This is a genomic window from Streptomyces sp. cmx-18-6 (assembly GCF_046548915.1).
Classification (GTDB): Bacteria; Actinomycetota; Actinomycetes; order Streptomycetales; family Streptomycetaceae; genus Streptomyces.
Window position 1 is genome coordinate 1 of record NZ_JAEBEP010000006.1, and the last position, 24,305, is coordinate 24,305.

Sequence of the window (24,305 nt, forward strand, 5' to 3'; positions counted from 1 at the left end):
CACGTGTTACTCACCCGTTCGCCACTAATCCACCCCGAAAGGCTTCATCGTTCGACTTGCATGTGTTAAGCACGCCGCCAGCGTTCGTCCTGAGCCAGGATCAAACTCTCCGTGAATGTTTACCCGTCATCGGGTGCACACATCACGAGAGCGGAACAACAAGTCGGAATAAGACCCGTTGTTCACAGCGTCCTCGCTGTGTAATGCCTACCGCCGCGCATAGCGGCCGTAGGACTTTTCAAAGGAACCACCAACCTGCACCAAGTGCAGGCCGGGGTATCAACATATCTGGCGTTGACTTTTGGCACGCTGTTGAGTTCTCAAGGAACGGACGCTTCCTTCGGTCCCGTATCACCGGGGCCCTCCGGGCGCTTCCCTTCGTTTTACTTCTTGCTGTTTTGCTGTCTTGCGTTTCCGACTCTATCAGACTGTTTCCTGTCCGATTCCCGGTCGAAGCGGGTCGAGCGATCGTACTTTTTCGCTTTCCAGGTTCTTCGCTTTCGCGTTTTCCCTTTCCGGCGAGTCCGACTCTACCAGATCCTTTCGGGCCTGATTCCCAGTCAGCGGGGCTTGTCCTCCCGGCCCTTGGGCCGTTCCGACGCCCAAACTCTAGCGGATTCCCCCGGTGGCTCATAATCGGGCCGTTCGAAATGAATTCCGGCATGCCGAAATTATCCCGAGTGGGAGGTCGTGCTGAAGTTTGGTTGCCGCGTGATGCGGCGGGATCGGTTGTCGCAGAACCGTTCCGGCCCCATGACAACTCGAAGAACTTTACGGATCGGTCCGGGGCGTGTCAACCCCGCCTCGACCACGGCCCCAGTACCGGCCCCGGCCCCGGCTTCAGCCCCGGATCCACGTCCGGTCAGTCCAGGTCGGTGAGACGGCCGCCGGCGTCCGGCTGGGCGTGTTCCACCCGGCGCAGGAGGCGGATCAGGAGCTCGCCGAGGACTCCGCGTTCGTCGCCGGAGAGGTCCTGGAGGAGGTCCTCCTCGAAGTCGCTGGCCATGCGCATCGCCTCGAGCCACTTCGTACGGCCCTCGTCGGTCAGTTCGACGATGACGCGGACCCGGTTGTTCTCGTCGCGGTCCCGGGTGACCAGGCCCTCGCCGGCCATCCGGTCGATGCGGTGGGTCATGGCGGCCGGGGTCAGGCCGAGGCGCTTCGCCAGTTCGCCGGGGCCGAGGCGGTAGGGGGCGCCCGACAGGACCAGGGTCTTGAGGACCTCCCACTCGGCGCTGCTGATGCCGAGGGCGGCGACCTGTCTCCCGTACGCGACGTTCATCCGGCGGTTCAGGCGGCCCAGCGCGGAGACGACCTGTTCGACCTGGGGGTCGAGGTCGCGGAACTCTCGCTGGTAGGCGGCGATCTGCTCGTCGAGGCTCGGCTCGTGGGGGCCGGGCTCCTCGGTGCTCTCAGACATGGCGGGCAGTATCGCATGCCCCTACCAGCCTTGAAGTCCTTCAGGGTGAAGTTTTCACCTTCTAAGTTTAGTGCTAAAGTCTTCGAGTCTGATTCGTTCGGGATCTTTGATGACGACCTTTGAGACCTTCTAGACCTTGAGGTAGGTGAGTGTGACCAGGGAGATGGGCGCAGCGCTGCGGCGGATCCAGCTGGGCAGCGCGCTGAGCGCGTTCGGGCTCGGGTTCACCGTTCCGTATCTGTACGTCTACGTGGCGCAGGTGCGGGATCTGGGCGCCGGTACGGCGGGAGTCGTGCTGGCGGTCTTCGCCATGGCAGCGCTGGCCGTTCTGCCGTTCACCGGGCGGGCCATCGACCGGCGGGGCCCGCTGCCCGTGCTGGTGGTGGCCTCCGGTCTCGCCGCCGTGGGCGCCGCGGCCCTGGGGTACGCGAGCAGCGTGCCCGCCGCCGTGCTGTCGGCCGCGGTCCTCGGTGCGGGCACCGCCGTCATGCAGCCGGCCCTGGCCACGATGCTCGTCTGGTGCTCCAGCACCGCCACCCGTACGCGCGCCTTCGCCACGCAGTTCTTCCTCCAGAACCTGGGCCTCGGCCTGGGCGGGCTGGTCGGCGGGCAGCTCGTGGACGTGAGCCGTCCGGCGAGCTTCACCGTGCTGTTCCTGATCGAGGCCGTGATGTTCGTGGTCCTCGGCGTCGTCGCGGGGACCGTGCGGATGCCTCGTACGGCCTCCATCGGCGCGGCCCGTCCGAGTGACGGTTCCGCCAAGGGCGGGATGCGGGCGCTGCTCTCGCACCGGGCCATGGTCCAGCTGTGCGTGCTGGGGTTCGTGCTGTTCTTCGCCTGCTACGGGCAGTTCGAGTCCGGTCTCGCCGCCTACGGCACCGAGGCCGCCGGGATCCAGCCGTCGACGCTCGGCTTCGCGCTGGCCGCCAACACCGCGGTGATCGTCGTCGCCCAGTTCGTCGTGCTGCGGCTCGTGGAGCGGCGGCGGCGCAGCCGGGTCATCGCGGCGGTCGGTCTCATCTGGGCCTTCGCCTGGATCGTGGCGGGGTACGCGGGGCTCGGGCACGGCAGCCAGACCATGGCGACGGCCGCGTTCATCTCGACGTACGCGCTGTTCGGGCTCGGTGAGGCGATGCTGTCGCCGACCGTGGCCCCGCTGGTCGCCGACCTGGCGCCGGAGTCGATGGTCGGGCAGTACAACTCGGCGTTCGCCCTGTGCAAGCAGCTCGCGCTGGCGGTCGGTCCCGCTGTCGGCGGGCCGATGGGGGCCGCGCTGCACGGCCCGTACATCGTGACGTTCGTGCTGTTCTCGCTGGGCATCACGGTGCTCGCGCTGCGGCTGGGGCGTCAGCTCACCCCCGTACAGGATCAGCCTTCACTGGGTCACACCCCCTCGCGGGTGGTGGCGGTGTCGCTGCCCGAGGGCGGGGAGAGCGGTGCGGAGGCGGCCGAGCGGGCCGTGTCGGTCACCGCGCCGGCGGCCGCGTCCGCCGCTGCCGGTCGCTGAGCCCGGCTCCCGGCGGCGTAGGGAGTCGTGGAGCCAGGTCGCCGGGCCGGCTCCCAGGTCGTTGAGTCACCTGGCCCTCTTCCGCGTCAGCGGGGGAGGGCGAACTCGCACCAGACCGCCTTGCCGCCGCCCGGGGTGCGGCGGCTGCCCCATGAGGTGGCGATCGACGCGATGATCTCGATGCCGCGTCCCGCCTCGTCCGCCGGTTCGGCCTGGCGGCGGCGCGGCAGGTGGTCGTCCCCGTCGGTCACCTCGATGATCAGCCGGCGGTCCGTGCGGCGCAGTCCCAGGCGCATCGGCGGGGTGCCGTGCTGGAGCGAGTTGGCGACCAGCTCGCTGGCGGCCAGGACGCCGAGGTCGCGGAGCTCGACCGGGAAGCGCCAGGACGTCAGGACTCCGGTGGCGAAGGCGCGGGCGCGCGGGGTGGCCTCGATGCCGCCGAGGAGGTCGAGCGCGGCGTTGTGGAACAGCTCGGCGTTCGTCCCCGTGCGCGCGGGGTGCTGGACGACCAGGACCGCCACGTCGTCGTCGTGCTCGGCGGTCACCCCCAGCGAGCGGATCAGCCGGTCGCAGACCACCTGCGGGGATCCCTTCGCGCCGGAGAGGGCGCGGGCCAGGGAGGCGACGCCCTCGTCGATGTCCTCGCTGCGCCGCTCGACCAGGCCGTCCGTGTAGAGGACCGCGGTGGAGCCGGGCGGCAGCGCGATCGTGCCCGAGGTGTGGATCCAGCCGCCGGTGCCGAGCGGTGGGCCCGTGGGCTCGGCGGCGCGCTGGACCGTGCCGTCCTCGTCGCGGACGAGGATCGGGAGGTGGCCGGCGGAGGCGTAGACGAGCTGCCCCTCGTTCGGGTCGTGGACCGCGTAGACGCAGGTGGCGATCTGGGTGGCGTCGATCTCGGAGGCGAGGCCGTCCAGCAGCTGGATCACCTCGTGCGGCGGGAGGTCGAGCCGGGCGTAGGCGCGGACCGCGGTGCGGAGCTGGCCCATCACGGCGGCGGCCCGGACCCCGCGGCCCATCACGTCGCCGATCACCAGGGCGGTGCGGCCCGCGCCGAGGGTGATCACGTCGTACCAGTCGCCGCCCACGGCCGCGTCGGTGCCGCCGGGCTGATAGGTGGCGGCGATGCGGAGGTCGTCGGGCTGCTCCAGCTCCTGCGGGAGCAGGGAGCGCTGGAGGGTGACGGCCGTCTCGCGCTGGCGGCGCTCGCTGGTGCGCAGGCGCTCGGCGGCTTCGGCGTGGTCGGTGACGTCGGCCGCGTGGACGAGGACGCCTCCCTCGCGCCTGTCGTCCCTGTCCTTCCCTTTCTCCCTCTCGCCGTCCTTGTCCTCCCCGTCCTCCGTGTCGCCCCACGCGGCCACCGGGGTGCAGGTCACGGTGTACGAGCCGCCTTCGGCGGTCCTGCGCGACTTGACCGTGCGGGCGGTGCCGCTGCGCAGGACCTGGTCCAGCAGGGGCAGCACGCTCAGCTCGGCGAGCTCGGGCATGGCGTCGGCGGCGGGCGCGCCGGTGGGGCGGGGGCCGAACGCGGCCTCGTACGCGTCGTTGACGTACGCGATCCGATGGTCCGGGCCGTGCAGCAGGGCGACGGGGGCGGGGAGCCGGCCGAGGATCTCGCGGGCCGAGAGGTCGTCCGGGTCGGGTCCGGGGACGGCCGGCGCGGGGGCGGGCCCGGGTGGTGCCGGGGGCGCATCGTCCGGCGGGTCGGACGCCTCCTGCGCCTGGGCGTACTCGGCTCGGGCCGCAGGTACGGAACTGCGGTCGTCCCGCGCGGCGGCTCGACGCTGCGTACCGGGAAGGCGGGCGCTCCAACGCGTGAAGTTCACGGAATTTCTGGCCTCGTGTGTCGGTCTGGTCCGCTCGGGCGGGCTGATTCTTCCGGCGGCTCTTCCGCCGGTTCTTCCGCCGGGTTGGCAAGCGCCGGGGGCCGTGCCCCCGGGAAGGCGCAGCCGGGCCTCGTCGTCCTGTCGGTGCGTCGCTGCTGGTCACTGTTGGTCACTGCCGGCCGGGTCACTCTGTGCAGGTGTGGGCCCACCTATGGTCACACGTCCAGTGTGACCGACCGTACTGACAGTCGTCGTCCGTTCGCTGTCCTGGCCCTGTCCGGGTGCTGTCCTGGCCCTGTCCGGGTGCTGTCCTGGCGCTGTCACTGGCGCTGTCCTGTGCACTGTCCGAACGGGGTGCGGGCGGCGGTCCGTTCGCTCGTCGGGCGGCGTACGGGTGCGGGTCCGGCGGGTCCGGCTGGTCCGGCTGGTCCGGCGGGTACGGCGGGTACGGACGTCAGGGGGAAGCCTGAGGTGGCAGGTCGCCCGGCGGGGTCTCCGGCCTCTCGTCGGCGCCGGTCCCGGCGCCCGTGTCGGCGTCGGGGCGGGGCAGGGTGCCGGGGCGTGGTGAGGGGGCTCTGCCGCCGCCTGCGGCGAGTTGGAATTCGGCGCGCGGGTGTTCGAGCGAGCCGAGGGAGACGATCTCCCGTTTGAAGAGCCCGGCCAGGGTCCATTCGGCAAGGACGCGCGCCTTCCGGTTGAACGTGGGCACCCGGCTGAGGTGGTACATACGGTGCATCAGCCAGGCGGGGTAACCCTTGAGCCTCCGACCGTAGACGTGGGCGACGCCCTTGTGCAGACCGAGGGAGGCGACCGATCCGGCGTAGGTGTGCCGGTACTCCTTGAGCGGCCGGTCCTCGATCGAGGCGAGGACGTTGTCGGCCAGGACCTTCGCCTGGCGGACCGCGTGCTGGGCGTTGGGGGCGGTCTCGCTGCCCGGTTGGGCGGCGGTCAGGTCGGGGACGGCGGCGGCGTCGCCCGCGGCCCAGGCGTGCGGCATGCCCTCGACGCCCAGGGCGGCGGTACAGCGGAGCCGGCCGCGTTCGGTGAGGGGCAGATCGGTGGCGGCCAGGAGCGGGGCGGGCTTGACACCGGCGGTCCATACGAGGGTGCGGGTGGGGAAGCGGGAGCCGTCGCTCAGGACGGCGATCCGGTCCTCGCAGGTGTCGAGGCGGGTTTCGAGGCGTACGTCGATGTTGCGGTCGCGCAGCTCGCCGATCGCGTACCTGCCCATGGCCTCGCCGACCTCGGGGAGGATGCGGTCGGAGGCTTCGACCAGGATCCATTTCAGGTCCGTGGCCTTGATGTTGTGGTAGTAGCGCGAGGTGTAGCGGGCCATGTCCTCCAGCTCCGCGAGCGCCTCCACACCCGCGTAGCCGCCGCCGACGAAGACGAAGGTGAGGGCGGCGTCGCGGATCGCGGGGTCGCGGGTGGCCGAGGCGATGTCCATTTGTTCGATGACGTGATTGCGCAGTCCGATGGCTTCTTCGACGGTCTTGAAACCGATGCCGAAATCAGCCAGTCCCGGAACGGGGAGCGTGCGCGACACGGACCCCGGGGCGATGACGATCTCGTCGTACGCGATCTCCCGGGCGCCGGTGCCGTCCTCCGCTGTGGCGAGGGTGGTGACGGTCGCCGTGCGTTTGGCGTGATCCACGCGTTCGGCTTGGCCAATAACGATCGTGCAGTGGTTCAGAATGCGCCGCAGCGGTACGACCACATGGCGCGGCGAAATCGAGCCGGCGGCCGCTTCGGGCAGGAACGGCTGGTACGTCATGTAGGGCTCGGGGGTGACGACCACGATCTCCGCATCGCCGGTCTTCAGTCTCTGCTTCAACTTCCGTTGGAGACGCAGTGCCGTGTACATCCCGACGTAGCCGCCGCCGACGACGAGAATGCGCACACCTGGCCGGGTGCCGGGGGTCGTCCCCCGGGAATCTGGAGCCATCACCACCCCATGACGCAACGGAGTCAGTGGTTTGTCCACAGGCCCGGCAAATTGTGTGACCGGAGGATCCTCAGGGCCACTCGCGCCCGGGCGGTCGGGTGATCCGGCAGCCGTGCAGGTCAGGCACTACGCAAGGGGCGAGCGGGCGGGGAACCACAGAGGGTCGACCGGCTCCTGGTCCGGGCGGGGGCCGCCCCATACGGAACTACCCCCTTCTGAATTGACGCGGGCTCAACTATGTTCGTAACCCGTCGGGGTGTCGGGTGCGGATTTCGTATGGCTCCGCTCCCCGGCTGACACGGCGGGAAGTCTCCGGGGGGAGACGTCATAACCGGGGGAAAGTTATGCACATTCAGGATTCGCATGGGCAGTCCGCGCTCTCGCACGCTTCCGAGGACCAAGGACGCCTGGGCTCCGTGGGAGCGCTCGGCGTCATGAGCTCGGCCGATGCCGTCCGGTCCGCGGCCGCGGTGAGCGCGGCGGCGATCGGAACAGCGGCAGGGGTAGGAACGACGGCGGTCGGAGCGACGGCCGTGGGAACGGCTTCGCTCGGTTCTGCTTCGGCCGGGCCGTCCCCGGCCGGATCGGGCGCGAACGGGGTGGCTGCGAACGGGGCGGGCGCGAGCGGAGCGGCGGGCGCAGTGCCTGTGGTCGCTCCGCGTTCGGCTCCGCTGCGCGTCGACGCGCAGCGCAATCTGGAGCACGTTCTGCGCGCCGCGCGTGAGGTGTTCGGTGAGCTGGGGTACGGCGCGCCGATGGAGGACGTGGCACGGCGCGCCCGGGTCGGGGTCGGCACCGTCTACCGCCGCTTCCCCAGCAAGGACGTGCTGGTGCGGCGGATAGCCGAGGAGGAGACCTCCCGGCTGACCGAGCAGGCGCGTACGGCTCTGGGGCAGGAGGAGGAGCCCTGGTCGGCGCTCTCCCGCTTCCTGCGGACCTCGGTGGCCTCGGGTGCGGGCAGGCTGCTGCCGCCGCAGGTGCTGCGGGTCGGGGCCGACCAGGAGGAGCCGGGTCTGCCGGCGTCGCCCGGGACGGGTTCGTCGGCGGGCGAGGCGGTGGACGAGACCCGTGTTCCGCAGCAGAGACAGGGCGTCGGTCAGGCCGACCTCCGTGCGGCCGGCCCGCGCACCGGGGGCTCCGACGAGCTCGACGGGCTCGGTGAGGGGACGGGCGCGATCGAGCTGCTGGAGGTCGTGGGCCGACTGGTCGACCGGGCGCGGGAGTCGGGTGAGCTGCGCGGGGATGTGACCGTGGCCGACGTGCTCCTGGTCATCGCCACGGCCGCTCCGTCGCTGCCGGACGCCGCCCAGCAGGCGGCGGCGTCGTCCCGGCTGCTGGACATCCTGCTGGAGGGGCTGCGGTCCCGGCCTTCCTGACCTCGTGCCCGAGGCTCGGGCCGGATCTCATGGGAGGCCGCGCGCCTGAGCTCGTGCGGGTCTGTGGGTCTGCTGGTCTGTTCGTCCTACCGGCCGTACCGGTCGGACGAACAGACCAACGGGTGCCGGAAGACAGAAAGGCGTGAGGATCTATTCCCCGCAAGAGGGGTCTTCAGTACTTACATTCGAGAAAACGCCCCGGATGAGTGGTTGGCAGTACTGAGGGGTCATCGCGATTGAGCCATGTGGCAGTCTTGGCCGATATTCGGGTCCGAGGGTGTATACGGGGGCTTCCGCGATGAGCGGTAACGAGCAGCACGAAGAGCCGCTCGACGAGATCGCTGCGCCGGGCGGGGGTACGAAAGCCGGCGGCAGGACACAGGCCGAGGGCGGCACGAGGGCCGGTGGAGGCGCGACTCCCGCCGGAGGCACGAAGGCCGTGGACAGTACGAAGGCCGTCGGCGGCACGTCGGCCGCCGGGCTGTCCTCCGGGCAGGTGCCGGTCCAGCCCGTACGCGGGCCTGCGGACCCGGACGGCGACGGCGAGGGCGGCACCGTCCTCCCCGGGCCGTGGCCGGCCGCGGCCGGCCAGGAGGACGACGCCTCCGCGGGGGGCGCGGCGTACGCGGTGCCGTCGCAGCGCGAGGGGCGCGGCGGGTCCGCCGATCTCGGACTGTCCGACGCCCAGTTGGTCGAGGGCATGCGCGACGGGGACAACCTCGCCTACGAGGAGCTGTTCCGGCGGCACTCGGGTGCGGTGCGCCGGTACGCCCGCACCTGCTGCCGGGACGGGCACACCGCCGACGACCTGACCGCCGAGGTGTTCGCGCGCACCCTCCAGGCCGTACGGGGCGGGAAGGGGCCGCAGGAGGCCGTCCGGGCCTACCTGATGACCGCCGTGCGCCATGTCGCCGCCGCCTGGACGAAGAGCGCCAAGCGGGAGCAGCTGGTCGACGACTTCGCGGTGTTCGCCGCGTCGGCCTCGCGCACCTCGGAGCTCGGCGAGGACGACACCCTCGACCTCGGCGCCGATGTGCTGGCCATGCACGAGGCCGAGCAGTCGATGGCCATGCAGGCGTTCCGGAGCCTGCCGGAGCGCTGGCAGGCGGTGCTCTGGCACACCACCGTGGAGGAGGAGTCGCCCAGCGAGGTCGCCCCGCTGTTCGGGCTGACCGCCAACGCCACCGCCGTACTGGCCAGCCGGGCCCGCGAGGGGCTCAAGCAGGCTTATCTCCAGGCCCATGTGAGCCAGGCGCTCACGACCGGCGGCGACTGCGCGCAGTACGCCGACCGGCTCGGGGCCTATGCCCGGGGCGGGCTGCGGATGCGGGCGGAGCGCGGGCTGCGCAAGCACCTCGACGAGTGCGCGAAGTGCCGGGTGGCCGCAGGCGAACTGGAACATGTGAACGCCGGGATTCCGGCGCTGCTGCCCATCGCGGTCATCGGCTGGTTCGCCGCCGGGTACTCGCTCAAGGCCGCAGGCGTCGTGGCGGGCGGAGCCGCCGGGGCGGCCGGGGCGGGAGCCGCCGCTGCCGCGACCGGGAGCGGGGCCTCCTCGGGCGCGGCCGGCGGGGCCGCCGGGAACGCCTCCTCGGGCGCCGCGGCGTCCGAGGGGCTCGGCGCGCCCGCCAAGGCCGGGATCGCCGCCGCCGTGGTCGTGGCCGCCGCTGCCGGGCTGGTGTGGGCGCTCGTCGGCGACGACCAGCCCAAGCCGGACCCCAAGCCCGTGGCGAAGCCCCCGGCGGTGGCCCCCGCCGACCCCTCGCCGGAGCCGCCCGCGTCGGAGCCCGAGCCGGAACCGCCGGCCGCGCCCGCCCCCGTACCCCCGGCGTCATCGGAACCGGAGCCCGAACCGGAACCGGAGCCGGAGGCGGAACCGCAGCCGGGACCGGAACCGGAGCCGCCTACTCCCGATCCGGAGCCGAGCGCCGAGCCCCCGCCCGCTCCGGAGCCGCCCGAGCCCGCGCCGCCGGCGCCGAGCCCGCCGCCGTCCCCGCGGCCGACGCCGAGTCCGGAGCCGCCCCCGCAGCCCGCGCCCACCGTCTACCGGGTCAGCGAACTCCCGTACTCGCTGCTCGGCGACCACACCGAGCCGGAGGTGGTGGTGGGCCGGAGCAGCTGGGTCTGGCAGCGCTCGAACGTGACGATCGCCGACACCAGGTACGCGCACGGGGTGACCGTGCACGCCCGGTCATCGGTGACCATCCAGCTGAACCGCCCGTGCACCCGCTACGAGGCGATGGTGGGCGTGGACGACCTGACGATGGGGCTCGGGGCGGTGCGCTTCTCCGTGTTCGACGGGGGCGGGACGCGGCTGTGGCGCTCCCCCGTGATGGAGGGCGGGGCGCCCGCCGTCCCGGTCAGCGTGGGCATCGGCGGCCTGTCGTCGATCCGGCTGGTGGTGGAGCCCGAGGGGCCGTTGGGCGGGGTGGCGCTGGCGGACTGGGCGGAGTCCCGGATCAGCTGCACCTGAGGCCGGGGGGTCGGGGGCGGGGGCTGGGGGCCCGGGCCGTGGGCCGTGGCCCCGCGGGGGCCCTGGGCCGTGGGCCCGGCTTCGATCGACGCCGGGCCCCCCTGGGCTCCGTCGCATGCCGTCCCGCGACACCGTGCACCCGCCCTGCCGTCACATGCCGTTCCGCGACACCGTGGCCCTCACGGCTGGAGCGTGCGCCGGGACGGGACCACTCCGCCCGCCACCGCCCGCTGGCGCGGCGCGGCCGTGCCCGTCCAGCAGGTGCCCCGGCGGGTGACCAGGCGGCGCAGCCACAGCTCCGTGGAGGCCAGGTCCGCCAAGCCGTCCAGCGGAAGCGGTTCGCCCTCGGAGGCGGCGCGGAGGGCCTTGCGGACCACCCGCGCCTCGACCAGGCCCGCGTCCGCGAGGAGCGGGGCGTCGAACAGGGCCATCAGGTCGGGCAGCGCGGCGCGCAGGCCGGTGTGGGTGACGGCGGTGGAGGTGGCCTGGGACGGGGTGCCCCAGCCGGGCGGCAGGTCGTGGATGCCCGCTCCCCCCAGCACCCGGCGCAGGATCGCGGCCCGGGCGCCCGGCTGGACCCGGAGCGACTCGGGCAGTGCGCGGGCCGCCCGGACCACCTGGTTGTCCAGGAACGGGGCGTGCAGGCGCTGGCTGCGGATCTCGGCCGCCTGCTCCAGGATGCGGTGGTCGGCGGCGCTGCGGGCGAGGGCGGCGCGGGCGCGGGCCTCGCCGGGGCGCTGTACGGAGGTGGGCCGGATCGCCGCTTCCTGGAGGCGAACCGATACTTCGGCCAGCGCCTCGCCGGTCAGCCAGCGGGCCGCGGGGCCCGGGCGGGACCAGGCGAGGGCGGCGAGCGAGGCGTCAGCGGGGGTGGCGAGGTCGGGGGCGTGCCGGTTGGCGTCGGGGAGGAGTCCGGCGGCGGTCTCCAGGCCGGTGCGGTACGACGTACGGGCCAGGCGGCGGGCGGCGCGGTAGAGCGTCAGCGGGACGAACAGGGAGTGCGCCGTGGGGCCTTCGGCCTTGGTGAGGGCGGCGACGGGGCGCAGCAGGTGGCGTCTGCGCCGGTCCATGAGGAGGTCGGCGAGGCGCGCCGGGTGGGCGTCCAGGACCTGCCGCGCGCCGTGGCCCACGAAGTGGTCGGCGCTGCCCGCGGCGAGCCGGCGGCGGTGGCGTTCGGCGACGACGAGGGAGGGGGAGGGTTCGTCGGTGAGCGCGCCGGTGGCCAACGAGGCGTAGGGCAGGGCCTCTTCGCCGGCCGCGACGACCACGTGGTGCAGGCGCGGGTTGGCGGCGATGGCGCGGGCGCGCTCCAGCTCGTCCTCGTCGCCGCGGGTGGTGAGGTCGTTGAAGGTGACGGCGAGGAGCCGCTCCCCCGCGCCGGTCCCGTGGCCGAGGAGGGTGCCGGGCAGCCCCGGCAGTCCGGAGGCCAGCAGGGCGAGCGTGGCGGACGCGCTGCCTCCGGAGAGGTCGGCCCCGATGCCCGCCACGGGGCCGCCCCGGGCCGCGCGGCGGTCGGCGGGTCCCATGCCGGGGACGGGCCCCGGGTCCGGCGGCAGGGTCTCGGGTGCGTGGCGGGGGGCCGTGAGCCGGGCGCGTACCGCTTCGACGAGCGCGTCCCGTACGCCCTCCACCGCGTGCACCGGGTCGACCTGGGGCGCGGCGACGGCCAGGGAGGCGACGGCCTCGTACCCGGTGATCTCCCGCGAGCCCTCCCGCAGGATCAGCGCGTGGCCCGGCGGGACCCGCCGCACACCGACGTACGGAGTGCCGTCGCCGAGCGCCTCGGGGGTCTCCGGGCAGGCGAGGAGGGCGGCGAGGTGCCCGATGTCGAGCTGGGCCTCGATGAGGTCGGCGAGCGGCAGGGCGGCGGTGGCGTAGGCGGTGCCGTTGGCCCAGGGGGTGTGGAAGACGGGGCGCGCGCCGGCCAGGTCGCCCGCGACGGTGATGCGGCGGCCGATCTGGACGACGGCGGTGTAGCTGCCCGGCCAGGCGGTGAGGTGGCGCATCGCCCCGCCGCGCGCGGCGAGCAGGCCGACGCGCAGTTGTTCGTCGGTGGCTCCGCAGCAGCCGAGTACGGCGAGGCGGGCGGTGGGCGCGCCTTCGGGGGTCGCGACGCCGATGATCCGGATCTCGTCGGGGCGCCAGTCGCCGACCGCCCACAGCGGATCGGGGTCGCCCCACAGGAGTTGGGAGCCCACGGGGTGGACCGTGCGCCCCTCGCCGCCGTGGCCGACCGCGCCGACGGTGCCGAAGCTCGCGGCGATACTGCTCCATCCCACCAACCAACGCATCGCCGCCTCCACAGGCTGTGGACGAGCGGCGCACCTGATGAACGCGCCGCCGTTGCGGGACATGCTGCCACGACAACGCCGCACGAGAGGGGGTACGGGCAGCGCACGCCGGAAGGGCATGCGCCCCTGGCAAAGGCCCGACAGGATCTTCACGGGAGTCTTCACCGCGGCGACAGCAACGGAACACCGCATTCCGGGAGTTGCGGGCCGCCGCACGGGCCGGGGAGGCCGTATCGCCCTCCACCGGGCGGCGTCGAACCGCTCCGCGCCGGGAATGCGGAGGGGTCGCCGCCGCCCGGGAAGAGCGGTCGAAATCCGGCCATAGCCGGACCCTTGGCCAGACCATCACCCGATGGTCGTTATTCAGCCATTCTCATGAGGCTCCGCCGCCCGCGCATACCTGTCCGCGCCCCCCGCGGCGGACCCTGCCACGCACAGTCCGGGAGGTGGGCCTCACCTCCCGGACCGGTCCGCCGCCCGCGGGGAATGGAGCGGCGGTATCCCCCAGCCCACTGAGTCCAGTGCAGCGGGCCGACCCACGCGGTACCCAGCCAAGCCCCTCGCCCACGGCCCGGGCCAGAGCGCACGGCCGGGCGCACGGCCACACGCCAGGAGCACGCCGCTCCCCGGCCCATGCACCCCCGGGGTATCGCCCGGACCGCCCGGACGGGCAACAATCCCGCCATACGGACGTCCGCCCCTTAACGGTGGGGATGGGGAGAACTACGCTGTGTTTACCGGTGTTCTCAGCAGGGGGCATATTCCTCGGGGCTCAGCCACATGCGTGTGCAGGCGGAGTACGAGGGTTCGAACCTGGGGAGGATCGGTACGAATGCCGCGCGCCGTCCTCGGTGACGCGGCGGCTGTCTGTGTGTCGAGGGGTGGCGCATGTCCAGGGAGCAACGCGGGCCGAACGAGAAGCTCGGCACGGTTCTCGCCCTCGCGGGAATCAGTAACGCCGGGCTCGCCCGGCGGGTCAACGACCTCGGAGCACAGCGCGGTCTGACACTTCGCTACGACAAGACCTCGGTGGCCCGGTGGGTCGCCAAGGGGATGGTGCCGCAGGGAGCGGCGCCCCATCTGATCGCGGCGGCGATCGGGGCCAAGCTCGGCCGGCCGGTCCCGCTGCACGAGATCGGCCTCGCCGACGCGGACCCCGCGCCGGAGGTCGGCCTCGCCTTCCCCCGGGACGTGGGCGAGGCGGTCAGGTCGGCCACCGAGCTGTACCGACTGGATCTGGCCGGGCGCAGGGGCGGCGGCGGAATCTGGCAGTCGCTGGCCGGTTCGTTCGCGGTGAGCGCGTACGCGACCCCCGCCTCCCGCTGGCTGATAACCCCCGCCGATCCGTCGGTCGCCCGCGACCCGACGGCGGCACAGGCGGCGATCCTCGGCGCGCGGGGCGGCGGACCCGACGGACCGGGTCCACGCGGCCCCCAGGGCGCACCGGACGGCCGCGGCGCACACATTCCGCACACACCCGGGGGCGCGCAGAGCGGCTCCGTGCCCGCGCAGCCCGGCCCGGAGTCCGTCGCGGACGCCTCGCCGCTGCGGGTCGGCCACAGCGACGTGATGAAGCTGCGCGAGGCGGCCCAGGACGCCCGGCGCTGGGACTCCAAGTACGGCGGGGGCGACTGGCGTTCCTCCATGGTCCCGGAGTGCTTACGCGTCGACGCCGCACCCCTGCTGCTGGGCTCGTACACCGACGAGGTGGGCCGGGCGCTGTTCGGCGCGGCGGCGGAGCTGACCCGGCTCGCGGGCTGGATGGCGTTCGACACCGGCCAGCAGGAGGCCGCCCAGCGCTACTACATCCAGGCCCTGCGCCTGGCCCGCGCCGCCGCCGACGTACCCCTCGGCGGCTATGTCCTCGCCTCGATGTCCCTACAGGCGACCTACCGCGGCTTCGCCGACGAGGGCGTCGACCTCGCCCAGGCAGCCGTGGAGCGCAACCGGGGCCTGGCCACCGCCCGCACCATGAGCTTCTTCCGCCTGGTGGAGGCGCGCGCCCATGCGAAGGCCGGCGACGCACCGGCCGCGGGGGCCGCGCTCAAGGGCGCGGAAAGCTGGCTGGAGCGGTCCCGCACGGGCGACGCCGACCCCCCCTGGCTGGGCTTCTACAGCTACGACCGGTTCGCCGCCGACGCCGCCGAGTGCTACCGCGACCTCAAGGCCCCCCGCCAGGTGAGGCGCTTCACCGAACAGGCGCTGTCCCGGCCGACCGACGAGTTCGTGCGCAGCCACGGCCTGCGGCTCGTCGTCTCCGCCGTCGCCGAGCTGGAGTCGGGCAACTTGGACGCGGCCTGCGCTGCGGGCACCCGGGCGGTGGAGGTGGCGGGCCGCATCTCCTCGGCCCGCACCACCGAGTACGTACGCGATCTGCTCCACCGCCTCGAACCGTACGGGGACGAGCCGCGCGTCGCCGAGCTGCGGGAGCGGGCCCGGCCGCTGCTGATGACCCCGGGCTGAGCCGGGGCCCGCGGCCGGAGCGGCACCGGCCCGGGTGTGCGCCACGCCCCGCCCGGATCGGGTTTGAGCCCGTTGTCAGTGGGTCAGTGCACTATCGGGGTGGGAGGTGGCGTGATGATGACGCACGCGGCGTACGACTGCGATGTGCTGGTGATCGGCGGCGGGATCGTCGGTCTGTCGACCGCGTATGCGCTCCAGCGGTCCGCTCCGGGCACCCGGGTGACGGTGCTGGAGAAGGAGCACGGCCCCGCCCGCCACCAGACCGGCCGCAACAGCGGAGTGGTCCACAGCGGGATCTACTACCGCCCCGGTTCGCTCAAGGCGCGGTACGCGCTGCGCGGCTCCGCCGAGCTGGCCGACTTCTGCGCCGAGCACTCCATCGCCCACGCCACCACCGGCAAGCTGATCGTCGCCACCGAGCGCTCCGAGCTGCCCCGGCTGCACAGCCTGGTCCAGCGCGGCCGTGAGCACGGACTGCCGGTGCGGGAGCTGGGCCCGGCGCAGATCGCGGAGTACGAGCCCGAGGTCCGGGGCCTCGCGGCGATCCGGGTCGGCACCACGGGCGTCTGCGACTTCACCGCCGTCGCCACCCGCCTCGCGAGCGAGGTCACCGCGGCGGGCGGCGTCGTGCGGTACGGGGCGGAGGTCACCGCGATAGACCGGCGCGCCTGGGGCGTGGCGGTGCGCACGGCGGACGGGCCGGTGGTCCGCGCCCGGACCCTGGTCAACTGCGCGGGGCTGCACTGCGACCGGGTGGCCCGGCTGGCGGGCGACGACCCGGGGATGCGGATCGTGCCGTTCCGGGGTGAGTACTACGAGCTGGCCCGCCCCGAGCTGGTGCGCGGCCTGGTCTACCCGGTGCCGGACCCGGCCTTCCCCTTCCTCGGCGTCCACCTGACCCGGGGCTTCGACGGCTCCGTCCACGTCGGGCCGAACGCGGTCCCCGCCCTGGCCCGCGAGGGGTACGGCTGGCCGGTGGTGCGCCCCGGCGAACTGCTGTCCACGCTGAGCTGGCCGGGCACCTGGACCATCGCCCGCAAGCACTGGCGGTACGGGGCGGGCGAGGTGCACCGCTCGCTCTCCCGGTCCGCCTTCACCCGGGCGGTGCGGCGGCTGCTGCCCGCGGTGCGGGAGGAGGACCTGCGCCCGTCGCCCGCCGGGGTCAGGGCCCAGGCGGTGCTGAAGGACGGCACGCTGGTCGACGACTTCCTGATCCGCGAGGCCCCGCACACCGTGCACGTGCTCAACGCGCCCTCGCCCGCCGCGACGGCGGCCCTGCCCATCGGACGGGAGGTGGCGCGGCGGGCGCTGCGCCGGGCTCGGGAGACGGGGTGGAGGCCGCCCGCCGTAGAATCGGGTCATTGTGTCTGAGCAGCCTTTGAACCCCAGCACCGCCGCGGCCCCCGAGTCCGGGGCGGCCGACGCCGAAGCCACAGCCGACGCCACCACGGTCCACGCGTCGGCGACCGGATCGACGGCCGCCGACGTCATGGCCGACGAGGCCACGGCCACCGAAGCCACCGCTGCCGGCGGAGCCCCGGCCGCCGATGCCACGGCCACCGCCGAGGTCACGGCCGCCGACGAAGCCGCCGCGCTGCGGGCCGCCTCCTTCGAGCGTGCGCGCCGGCTGCGCCAGGAGCCCCGCTTCCCCGGCGGTCCCGCCGCCGACCCGGCCGGCTCGCACCACGAGCGCCGGATCCGCAGCTTCCAGCCGCGCCGCAGCCGGGTCACCACCGGTCAGCAGGACGCCCTGGAGCGGCTGTGGCCCAAGTGGGGCCTGGACATCGACGGCAGCTACGTGCTGGATCTGCACGAGCTCCTCGACGGCCTGCCGGTCGTCCTGGAGATCGGGTTCGGCATGGGCGAGGCCACCGCGCAGATGGCGGCCGAGGACCCGGGCACCGGCATCCTCGCCGTCGACGTCCACACCCCCGGCCAGGGCAACCTGCTGGGCCTCGCGGACAAGGCCGGCTCGACCAACGTACGGGTGGCCAACGGCGACGCGGTCATCCTCCTGCGCGAGATGCTGGCCCCCGAGTCGCTCGACGGCCTGCGGGTCTACTTCCCCGACCCGTGGCCCAAGGCCCGGCACCACAAGCGGCGGCTGATCCAGCCCGAGTTCCTGGACCTGGTGGCCCCGGTGCTGAAGCCCGGGGCGATCATCCACTGCGCGACGGACTGGGAGCCGTACGCGGAGCAGATGCTGGAGGTGCTGACCGCGCACCCCCGCTTCGCGAACACGGCGGCGGACGGCGGATACGCGCCGCGCCCCGCGTTCCGGCCGCTCACCCGCTTCGAGGGCCAGGGCCTGGACAAGGGCCATGTGGTGCACGACCTGCTGTTCGCCCGTGTCTGACGCACGCTTCGGGGCCGGGACACGGGACCGGACCCGGCGCACCGCCTGCGACGGCCGCGTCCCGGCCGAACGGTAGGACGTCCCGGCCGAACGTTGAGCCGTCCTGGCCGGATGCACCGTCGCCGGTTGTCAGTGCCGCTCGTTAGGGTCGAGGGGTGTCCGACGGTTCCGTGCAGTACCAGCAGCGGCAGCCGGCGGTCCCGGTCCTCCACGAGCAGCGCCTCGACGAGGTGCTGGGAGCCGTGCCGGAGCGCGGCCGATGGAAGTACCGGCCGCGCCGCGTCGGCATGGTGTGGCGCAGCAAGGTGTTCCGCGCCGGGGCGGTGATCGTGGCGCTCGCGCTGTGCGGGCTGGTGATCCTCGCCCTGGTCCGCGAGGAGACCGGGCCGGAGGGGTTCCTGGTCGGTCTCGGCCTGGCGGTGCTTCCGGTGCCGCTCATGATGGCGGCCTTCCGCTGGCTGGACCGGGTCGAACCGGGCCCCTGGCGCAATCTCCTCTTCTCCTTCGCCTGGGGCGCGTGCGCCGCCGCCCTCGTCTCGATCATCGCCAACTCGTTGGCGATGCGCTGGATAGCGACCGCGACCGCCGATCCGGCGAGCGCCGACACCCTGGGGGCGACCGTGATCGCCCCGGTGGTGGAGGAGAGCGCCAAGGCGGTCTCCGTACTCCTGGTCTTCGTCTTCCGGAGGCGGGAGTTCCGGGGGGTGGTCGACGGCATCGTGATCGCCGGCTTCACCGCGACGGGCTTCGCCTTCACCGAGAACATCCTCTACCTGGGCAACGCCTTCGGCGAGGACCAGCACCTGGGCAGTTCGGGGCTGGCCTCGGTGACCGTGGGGACGTTCTTCGTACGGATCGTGATGTCGCCGTTCGCGCATCCGCTGTTCACGGTCCTCACCGGCCTCGGCTTCGGCTTCGCGGCCGTCAGCGCCCGCCGCCACCGGTTCCGCCGGATCGCCCTGCCGCTGCTCGGCCTGCTGCTCGCGATGGGCCTGCACGCCCTGTGGAACGGTTCGACGGTCTTCGGCCCGTTCGGCTTCTACGCGGTGTACGGGGTGGTGATGGTCCCGCTGTTCGGCCTGGTGACGTGGCTGGCGATCTGGTCGCGCCAGCGGGAGCTGCGTGCGCTCGCCGCCGAACTGCCGGTGTACGCGGCGGCCGGCTGGCTGAGCCCCGCCGAACCGCAGGCGCTCTCCTCGATGCGGGCCCGGGGCGTGGCCCGCGACATCGCCCGTCACTGGCACGGGATGCCGGACCGGTCCCGGGGCCGGGCGGCGGCCCGCGCGGTCGCCGAGTACGAGTCGTTCGCGACCTCCCTGGCGGGCCTCCGCCGCCGGGCCCGCCACGGCGCGGTCGGCCCGGACTTCGCCGAGCGGGAACGGGAACTGCTGCACCACCTCTGGCAGCGCCGCGCCATCGCGGGCCCGGCCCTCACCCACGCCGCCCGCGTCACGAGCACCAGACCCCGCCCCCACGCCCGGCCGCCGATGCCGTACGGCTACGGATACGGCCAGAGGCAGGGGTACGGACCCGGATACGGCCAGGGGCAGGGGTACGGACCCGGATACGGCTACGGGCAGGGGTACGGACCCGGATACGGCTACGGGCAGGGCCGGCGCCAGGGTTACGGCCCCGAGTACGGCCACGGGCAGGGACAGAGCCACGGCTACGGCCAGGGGTACGGCCCCGGCCACGGCAGCCCGGTCCCGCCCCAGCATCAGTACCCGTACCCGCACCCGCACCCCCAGTCCGGCCCCCGGTCCGGCCCCACCCCGCCTCCCCCGTAAGGCGGGGCGAGCGCCGGGCGGGTCAGGCGGACGCCTCCGTGAGCGCGGCGACCTCATCGTCCGTCAGGTGCAGGTCGGCGACGGCCAGGAGCGCGGGGAGCTGGTCGACCGTGCGGGCGGAGGCGATCGGGGCGACGACCGTGGGGCGGGCGGCGAGCCAGGCGAGGGCGACCGTGGCGATCTCGGCGTCCCGTTCCGCGGCGATCCGGTCGAGGGCGGCGAGCACCTTGGGCCCCCGCTCCGACTCCAGGTATCCACCGGCCTTCCCGGAGCGGGCGCTCTCCACGTTCGCGCCGGGGCGGTACTTGCCCGTGAGGAAGCCCGCGGCCAGCGCGAAGTACGGGAGGGCGGCGAGTCCGGCGCGGGCGGCGGTGTCCTGGAGGGCTCCCTCGTAGGTGTCGCGGGAGACCAGGTTGTAGTGCGGCTGGAGCGCGACGTACCGGGCCAGGCCCTCGCGTTCGGAGAAGTCGAGGGATGCCTGGAGGCGTTCGGGGCTGATGTTGGAGGCGGCGATGTGGCGCACCTTGCCCTCCTTCACCAGCTGGTCGAGGGCGGTGACGATCTCCTCCACCGGGACCGTCTCGTCGTCGAAGTGCGTGTAGTAGAGGTCGATGTGGTCGGTGCCGAGCCGGCGCAGCGACTGCTCGGCCGCGCCCTTGACGGTGGCGGCGGAGAGCCCCTTGTAGTCGGGGTGGGCTCCGACCTTGGTGGCCACGACGATGTCGGAGCGGTTGCCGCGCGAGGCGAGCCACTTGCCGATGACGGTCTCCGACTCGCCGCCCTGGTGGCCCTCGATCCAGGCGGTGTAGGCGTCGGCGGTGTCGATGAAGTTGCCGCCGGCCGCGGCGTACGCGTCCAGGACGGCGAAGGACTGGTCCTCGTCCGCCGTCCATCCGAAGACGTTGCCGCCGAGGGAGAGGGGGAAGACCTGGAGGTCGGAGCTGCCGAGCGTACGCAGTGAAGTCATGTGCGTGTTCAACGGCGGAGGCGGAGCCGGGTATTCCTCACCCTGCCCCCGGCACCCCGGCCCTGACCCTGGCCCCCGCCCTGGAATACGGTCCCCGGACAGACCGGCAGCCCTGACGTCGGGGGGTGAGCGTCAGGGCTGCCGGGGTTCGGGGGGCGCGCCTACAACCGCGAGGGCGCACGAGAGGGCGTGAAGCGGCTCAGACCGCCAGGCTCAGACGCCCAGGCCCTTGCTGTTCAGCCACGCCGCCGGGTCCATGGCCGAGCCGCCCGCGGTGCGGACCTCCAGGTGGAGGTGGACGCCGGTCACGTTGCCGGTCGCGCCCATGCGGCCGATGGTGTCGCCGGTGTCGACCCGCTGGCCGACCGAGACGTCGATCGAGGACTGGTGGGCGTACCAGATCTCCGTGCCGTCATCGAGCTGGAGGACGGTGCGGTAGCCGTACGAACCGGACCAGCCGGCCGAGGTGATCGTGCCGCCGTGCACGGCCTTGAGCGGCGAACCGGCCGCCCCGGCGAAGTCCAGGCCGGTGTGCTGGCCGGAGGACCACATCGCGCCGGACTGGCCGTAGGTCGAGGTGAGCGTGTACGCGGAGGTGGGCGGGGTGTAGCTGGCGCGGAGCTTGGCGAGGCGCTCTTCCTCGGCCTTCTTCGCCGCCGCCTCCTTCGCCGCCTTCTTCTCGGCGGCGATCTTCGCCTTGGCCTTGGCCTCGGCCTCGTCCTGCTGCTTCTTCGCCTCGGTGGCGGCCTTCTCGGCGGCGGCGGCCTCCTCGGCGGCCCTGGCCTCGGCGTCCGCGCTGGCCTGCTGCTGCTCGGCCTGCTGGAGGATCCGGGCGCGCAGGGCCTCGCCCGCGTCGGTCGTGCCCTGCTCGGCCTCGGCGGTGGTGATGCCCGCGGTGGTGAGCGGCGCGGAGGCGGCGACGACCGGGGCCGCCTCGGCCTCCTGGGACATGAAGGACCCGACGCCGGGAAGGGACTTGGCGTCGGGGAGGTTGTCCACGAAGGAATCGGGAAGAGAGATGGAGACGGGTGCCTTGTCCTGAGCGGTGGCCATGCCACCCGCTCCGACCGCCGCTATGACGCCGACCCCGAGGACGGTGGAGCTACGGGCGAGCCCCCGCTGCTTGGCTACGCGGTGCCTGCCGCGCACGGGACGGATGGACTCCTCGGTGGGATTCCACTCCTCCCACGTCCGTTCCTCGTCACCGAAGGTGTCGACACTGAAGGGTGACGGGGCCTCAGGGGCAGGCTTGTTGGACGCCACGTGGGCGCACTCCTTTCCTTCCTTCTCGCCTACCGGGTTAGCTGACGGGTTCGGAGCAGGAAGGTCTCCTACGGGCCCCTCCGCCTCTCACGAGACGCAGGTGCCCGATTCACCCCATGTAGGTGGTTCCCCGGTTTCCTTGCGGAATTCGGCGCTCGCGCACGGCGCCGTCTCTGACGACGGCTGGGACGACCGCGCTGCGTTATCGAACGTTAATAGACGGACGGGCCCGATTCCAAGCCGTTCCTGTTGATCATTAACGGCCCCGGCACGGACTTACCGGCTACAAGCGGGTGGAAACGGGCGACTTGACGGTGGCTCGGCAACACTACTTTTTCTGACGGTATGTCAAATGTTATGCGGAGCGATGCCCTTCAGTCACGCACCGTGTCATCGCCCCGTCCGACGATCTTCACCGTGGTCCGCCGCACCGGCTGCCCCTCCGCCGGCCGGCTCACCGCGAGCAGCGCCATGTCGTCCGTGGACCGCCCTCCGGTGTGCAGCCGTACGTCGTCGGTGAGCGCCGACAGCAGCTCCTCCGGCCCCGGGAAGATCCGGCCGCGCAGCCGGGCCGCCGGGTCGTAGAAGGCCCCGTTCGCGTCCCGCGCCTCGGAGAGCCCGTCCGTGAAGGCGAGCAGCGTCGAACCGGCGGGCAGCTCCCACTCGTCGGACCGGTCGGGCCACACCCCGAGGTCCATCCCCAGCGGCAGCGCGGGCACGGACGGCGCGAGGACCTCCAGGGCCCCGTCCGCGTGCAGCAGGATCGGCTCCGGGTGCCCGCGGTTGACCAGCCGCAGCGAGGCCGAACCGGGCGGGATCTCGGCCAGTACGGCGGTGATGAACCCCTCCATGGCGTCCAGCCCGTACCGCCGTGTGCCCTCCCGCGCGAGCGCCCGCTCCAGCCGCTGCGCGACGCCCTCCAGCGACCGCTCCTGCTCGGCGGCCTCCCGGAACGCCCCGATGATCACCGCCACGGCCTCCACCGCGTCCAGCCCCTTGCCGCGTACGTCGCCGACCACCAGGCGTACGCCGTACGGGGTGTCGGCCACCGCGAAGAGGTCCCCGCCGACGAACTCGTCCGCCTGCGCCGCCTCGTACCGCGCCGCCACCTGGAGCCCGCCGATCCGCTCCGCCGGGGTGGGCAGCACGGCCCGCATGGCGGTCTCCGCGATGACCCGCGCCGAGGCCAGCTGCTCGTTGCTGCGGCGCACGACCCCGTTGATGACGAGGGCCAGAGCCGCCGCGGTGAGGACCGTGATCATCTCGATGACCGGGACGACGTGCGTGGACGTCCCGTCCGAGAGCCGCATCGCGATGACGGAGAGGACCGAGGCCACACCCGTACGGATCGTGCTGGCGAGCGAGAAGAACGGCGCGGCGATCAGCGGCGCGGCCACGAACAGGGGCACGGCGGTGAAGTTGGGCGGGGCGAGCGAGTCGAAGAGCAGCCCGCCGCCGATCAGGAGCAGCGGCAGCAGCCGGACGAACCGCCGCGTACCGGCGCTCCGGGCCACCACCGGCCGCCCCCGCCCGGCGGAACCGGACAGGGCACGGCTCGCGGAGCCGGACATCGCCCGTCCCATGGAACCGGACATGCCGCGGCCCGGGACGCCCAAGCTCCCGCTCAGGCGTCCACGCCCCTTATCCGCCATCCCCACCTGTGTGCTCCTGCCCGGTCCGGCCACGGCTGCGGACGGTACCGCGCCCCGTCCAGGCTTCCCGGAGCCGCGCCGTGCGCGACTCGTCATCGGCCGAATAGGGGGAAGCGGCGGGGAACGCCGCGCCCTCGGCGGTCAGTCGGAGAGCCGGTGTTCCGCGTAGATCGTCAGCGCATCCCGTACGAAGGCGGCGGTGCCGTCTCCGTAGCGATCGTAGTTCTTTCCGTAGCGCGGATCGGCGACATACATCTCGCCGAGCCCGATCACGTACGACCGGCTCGGCCCGCCGGACGGGGCCGTGCTCGTCGACAGCCACGCGCAGTGCCGCCGCGCGATGTCCTGCGCTTCGTCACCACCGGCATCGAGCCCTGCCTCCCTGGCCCGCCCCCAGTCCCGCGCGATGGTCTCGTGCTCGTCCTGGAACGCCTTCTTCCCGGCCTCCCCGAGCGAACGCCACCACCGGTCGCCCTTCTCGTACGCCTCGCGGCCCCAGCGCTCGGTCACCTCCCGCTCGTGGGCGGTGTGGTCGAAGCCGTCGAACACTTCGTCGGCCATGAGTTCCATCCCCTCCTGCGTCTTGTGGAGAGTGGTCCGCACCGAGGCGATCTGCCGCCCGATGCGCGCCTGTTCCTGTTCGAGCAGCCGCAGATGCGCCCGCAGCGCCACGGCCGTGTCCCGCTGCCCCTCCAGTACGTCCCTGATGGCGGGCAGCGAGAGCCCGAGCTCGCGCAGCAGCAGGATGCGCTGCAACCGGACCAGGGCGTTCTGGTCGTAGTAGCGGTAACCGTTGTTCCCGACCCGGCTCGGCGTGAGGAGGCCGAGGTCTCCGTAATGCCGGAGCGTGCGGCTCGTGGTGCCGGCCTGTCTGGCGATTTCCTGAATGGACCACTCCATGCCGGAAACGCTAGATCTTTACGTTGCGTCAAGGTCAAGCCGGAACATCCGCACGGGTCGTGCCGGGAAACGACTCGGGCCC

15 protein-coding genes, 1 rRNA gene and 1 riboswitch are annotated in these 24,305 nt (G+C 73.1%); of the genes, 7 read left to right on the forward strand and 9 right to left on the reverse strand.

The genetic code is table 11. The annotated features are described in order from the left end of the window. Positions 1–116, reverse strand: a 16S ribosomal RNA gene (locus ACLJPL_RS15475); the annotation flags it as partial. A gap of 746 nt (positions 117–862) precedes the next feature. Further along, on the reverse strand, positions 863–1,420 hold the full coding sequence (locus tag ACLJPL_RS15480; protein ID WP_411081424.1) for a MarR family winged helix-turn-helix transcriptional regulator: 558 nt from the start codon (positions 1,418–1,420) through the stop codon (positions 863–865). A 163-nt stretch (positions 1,421–1,583) separates the two neighbouring features. Here ACLJPL_RS15480 and ACLJPL_RS15485 point away from each other — a divergent pair, with 163 nt between their 5' ends. Next, on the forward strand, positions 1,584–2,927 hold the full coding sequence (locus ACLJPL_RS15485; RefSeq protein ID WP_411081770.1) for an MFS transporter: 1,344 nt from the start codon (positions 1,584–1,586) through the stop codon (positions 2,925–2,927). Positions 2,928–3,013: 86 nt separating this feature from the next. On the opposite strand, the gene ACLJPL_RS15490 is transcribed toward ACLJPL_RS15485, so the two are convergent. Next, a complete protein-coding gene (locus ACLJPL_RS15490; RefSeq protein WP_411081425.1) occupies positions 3,014–4,750 on the reverse strand; it encodes a SpoIIE family protein phosphatase in 1,737 nt (578 codons plus the stop codon). 454 nt (positions 4,751–5,204) lie between these two features. Next, complete coding sequence (locus ACLJPL_RS15495) at positions 5,205–6,695, reverse strand: NAD(P)/FAD-dependent oxidoreductase (RefSeq protein ID WP_411081426.1); 1,491 nt, start codon at positions 6,693–6,695, stop codon at positions 5,205–5,207. A gap of 344 nt (positions 6,696–7,039) precedes the next feature. Between ACLJPL_RS15495 and ACLJPL_RS15500 the strand changes: the two genes are divergently transcribed. Together ACLJPL_RS15500 and ACLJPL_RS15505 are read left to right on the forward strand one after the other, a co-directional pair. Then, positions 7,040–8,071, forward strand: a complete 1,032-nt coding sequence (locus ACLJPL_RS15500; RefSeq protein WP_411081427.1) for a TetR/AcrR family transcriptional regulator — start codon at positions 7,040–7,042, stop codon at positions 8,069–8,071. Positions 8,072–8,369: 298 nt separating this feature from the next. Next, positions 8,370–10,544 carry a sigma-70 family RNA polymerase sigma factor gene (locus ACLJPL_RS15505; RefSeq protein ID WP_411081428.1) on the forward strand — a complete coding sequence of 725 codons (2,175 nt, stop codon included), beginning with the start codon at positions 8,370–8,372 and terminating at the stop codon, positions 10,542–10,544. Positions 10,545–10,723: 179 nt separating this feature from the next. On the opposite strand, the gene ACLJPL_RS15510 is transcribed toward ACLJPL_RS15505, so the two are convergent. Next, complete coding sequence (locus ACLJPL_RS15510) at positions 10,724–12,835, reverse strand: asparagine synthase-related protein (RefSeq protein WP_411081429.1); 2,112 nt, start codon at positions 12,833–12,835, stop codon at positions 10,724–10,726. An 888-nt stretch (positions 12,836–13,723) separates the two neighbouring features. Here ACLJPL_RS15510 and ACLJPL_RS15515 point away from each other — a divergent pair. The 4 genes from ACLJPL_RS15515 to ACLJPL_RS15530 all read left to right on the forward strand — a co-directional run bounded on the left by ACLJPL_RS15515 (position 13,724) and on the right by ACLJPL_RS15530 (position 19,441). Continuing rightward, positions 13,724–15,298, forward strand: coding sequence for a sporulation protein (locus ACLJPL_RS15515; RefSeq protein ID WP_411081430.1), 1,575 nt, complete (start codon positions 13,724–13,726; stop codon positions 15,296–15,298). Positions 15,299–15,412: 114 nt separating this feature from the next. Further along, positions 15,413–16,669 carry an L-2-hydroxyglutarate oxidase gene (lhgO, locus tag ACLJPL_RS15520; RefSeq protein WP_411081431.1) on the forward strand — a complete coding sequence of 419 codons (1,257 nt, stop codon included), beginning with the start codon at positions 15,413–15,415 and terminating at the stop codon, positions 16,667–16,669. Then, on the forward strand, positions 16,662–17,654 hold the full coding sequence (trmB, locus tag ACLJPL_RS15525) for a tRNA (guanosine(46)-N7)-methyltransferase TrmB (protein WP_411081432.1): 993 nt from the start codon (positions 16,662–16,664) through the stop codon (positions 17,652–17,654). The genes lhgO and trmB overlap by 8 nt, the downstream gene beginning before the upstream one ends. A gap of 155 nt (positions 17,655–17,809) precedes the next feature. Beyond that, positions 17,810–19,441: a PrsW family intramembrane metalloprotease gene (locus ACLJPL_RS15530; RefSeq protein ID WP_411081433.1), complete on the forward strand. Its 1,632-nt coding sequence runs from the start codon at positions 17,810–17,812 to the stop codon at positions 19,439–19,441. A gap of 22 nt (positions 19,442–19,463) precedes the next feature. Here ACLJPL_RS15530 and ACLJPL_RS15535 read toward each other — a convergent pair whose 3' ends face one another. The 4 genes from ACLJPL_RS15535 to ACLJPL_RS15550 all read right to left on the reverse strand — a co-directional run bounded on the left by ACLJPL_RS15535 (position 19,464) and on the right by ACLJPL_RS15550 (position 24,223). Further along, on the reverse strand, positions 19,464–20,408 hold the full coding sequence (locus ACLJPL_RS15535; protein WP_411081434.1) for an aldo/keto reductase: 945 nt from the start codon (positions 20,406–20,408) through the stop codon (positions 19,464–19,466). A gap of 213 nt (positions 20,409–20,621) precedes the next feature. After that, positions 20,622–21,671 carry a M23 family metallopeptidase gene (locus ACLJPL_RS15540; protein WP_411081435.1) on the reverse strand — a complete coding sequence of 350 codons (1,050 nt, stop codon included), beginning with the start codon at positions 21,669–21,671 and terminating at the stop codon, positions 20,622–20,624. An 11-nt stretch (positions 21,672–21,682) separates the two neighbouring features. Then, positions 21,683–21,835: riboswitch (cyclic di-AMP (ydaO/yuaA leader) on the reverse strand. Between the two features lie 210 nt (positions 21,836–22,045). Next, positions 22,046–23,323 carry a PP2C family protein-serine/threonine phosphatase gene (locus ACLJPL_RS15545; protein WP_411081771.1) on the reverse strand — a complete coding sequence of 426 codons (1,278 nt, stop codon included), beginning with the start codon at positions 23,321–23,323 and terminating at the stop codon, positions 22,046–22,048. Positions 23,324–23,464: 141 nt separating this feature from the next. After that, positions 23,465–24,223, reverse strand: coding sequence for a MerR family transcriptional regulator (locus ACLJPL_RS15550; RefSeq protein ID WP_411081436.1), 759 nt, complete (start codon positions 24,221–24,223; stop codon positions 23,465–23,467). Positions 24,224–24,305: the final 82 nt, after the last annotated feature.

Coding starts and splice junctions, on each gene's coding strand:
- ACLJPL_RS15480 (WP_411081424.1), bottom strand. CDS start 1,420: ATGTCTGAGAGCACCGAGGAGCCCGGCCCCCACGAGCCGAGCCTCGAC.
- ACLJPL_RS15485 (WP_411081770.1), top strand. CDS start 1,584: ATGGGCGCAGCGCTGCGGCGGATCCAGCTGGGCAGCGCGCTGAGCGCG.
- ACLJPL_RS15495 (WP_411081426.1), bottom strand. CDS start 6,695: ATGGCTCCAGATTCCCGGGGGACGACCCCCGGCACCCGGCCAGGTGTG.
- ACLJPL_RS15500 (WP_411081427.1), top strand. CDS start 7,040: ATGCACATTCAGGATTCGCATGGGCAGTCCGCGCTCTCGCACGCTTCC.
- ACLJPL_RS15505 (WP_411081428.1), top strand. CDS start 8,370: ATGAGCGGTAACGAGCAGCACGAAGAGCCGCTCGACGAGATCGCTGCG.
- ACLJPL_RS15510 (WP_411081429.1), bottom strand. CDS start 12,835: ATGCGTTGGTTGGTGGGATGGAGCAGTATCGCCGCGAGCTTCGGCACC.
- ACLJPL_RS15515 (WP_411081430.1), top strand. CDS start 13,724: ATGTCCAGGGAGCAACGCGGGCCGAACGAGAAGCTCGGCACGGTTCTC.
- lhgO (WP_411081431.1), top strand. CDS start 15,413: ATGATGACGCACGCGGCGTACGACTGCGATGTGCTGGTGATCGGCGGC.
- ACLJPL_RS15535 (WP_411081434.1), bottom strand. CDS start 20,408: ATGACTTCACTGCGTACGCTCGGCAGCTCCGACCTCCAGGTCTTCCCC.
- ACLJPL_RS15545 (WP_411081771.1), bottom strand. CDS start 23,323: ATGGCGGATAAGGGGCGTGGACGCCTGAGCGGGAGCTTGGGCGTCCCG.
- ACLJPL_RS15550 (WP_411081436.1), bottom strand. CDS start 24,223: ATGGAGTGGTCCATTCAGGAAATCGCCAGACAGGCCGGCACCACGAGC.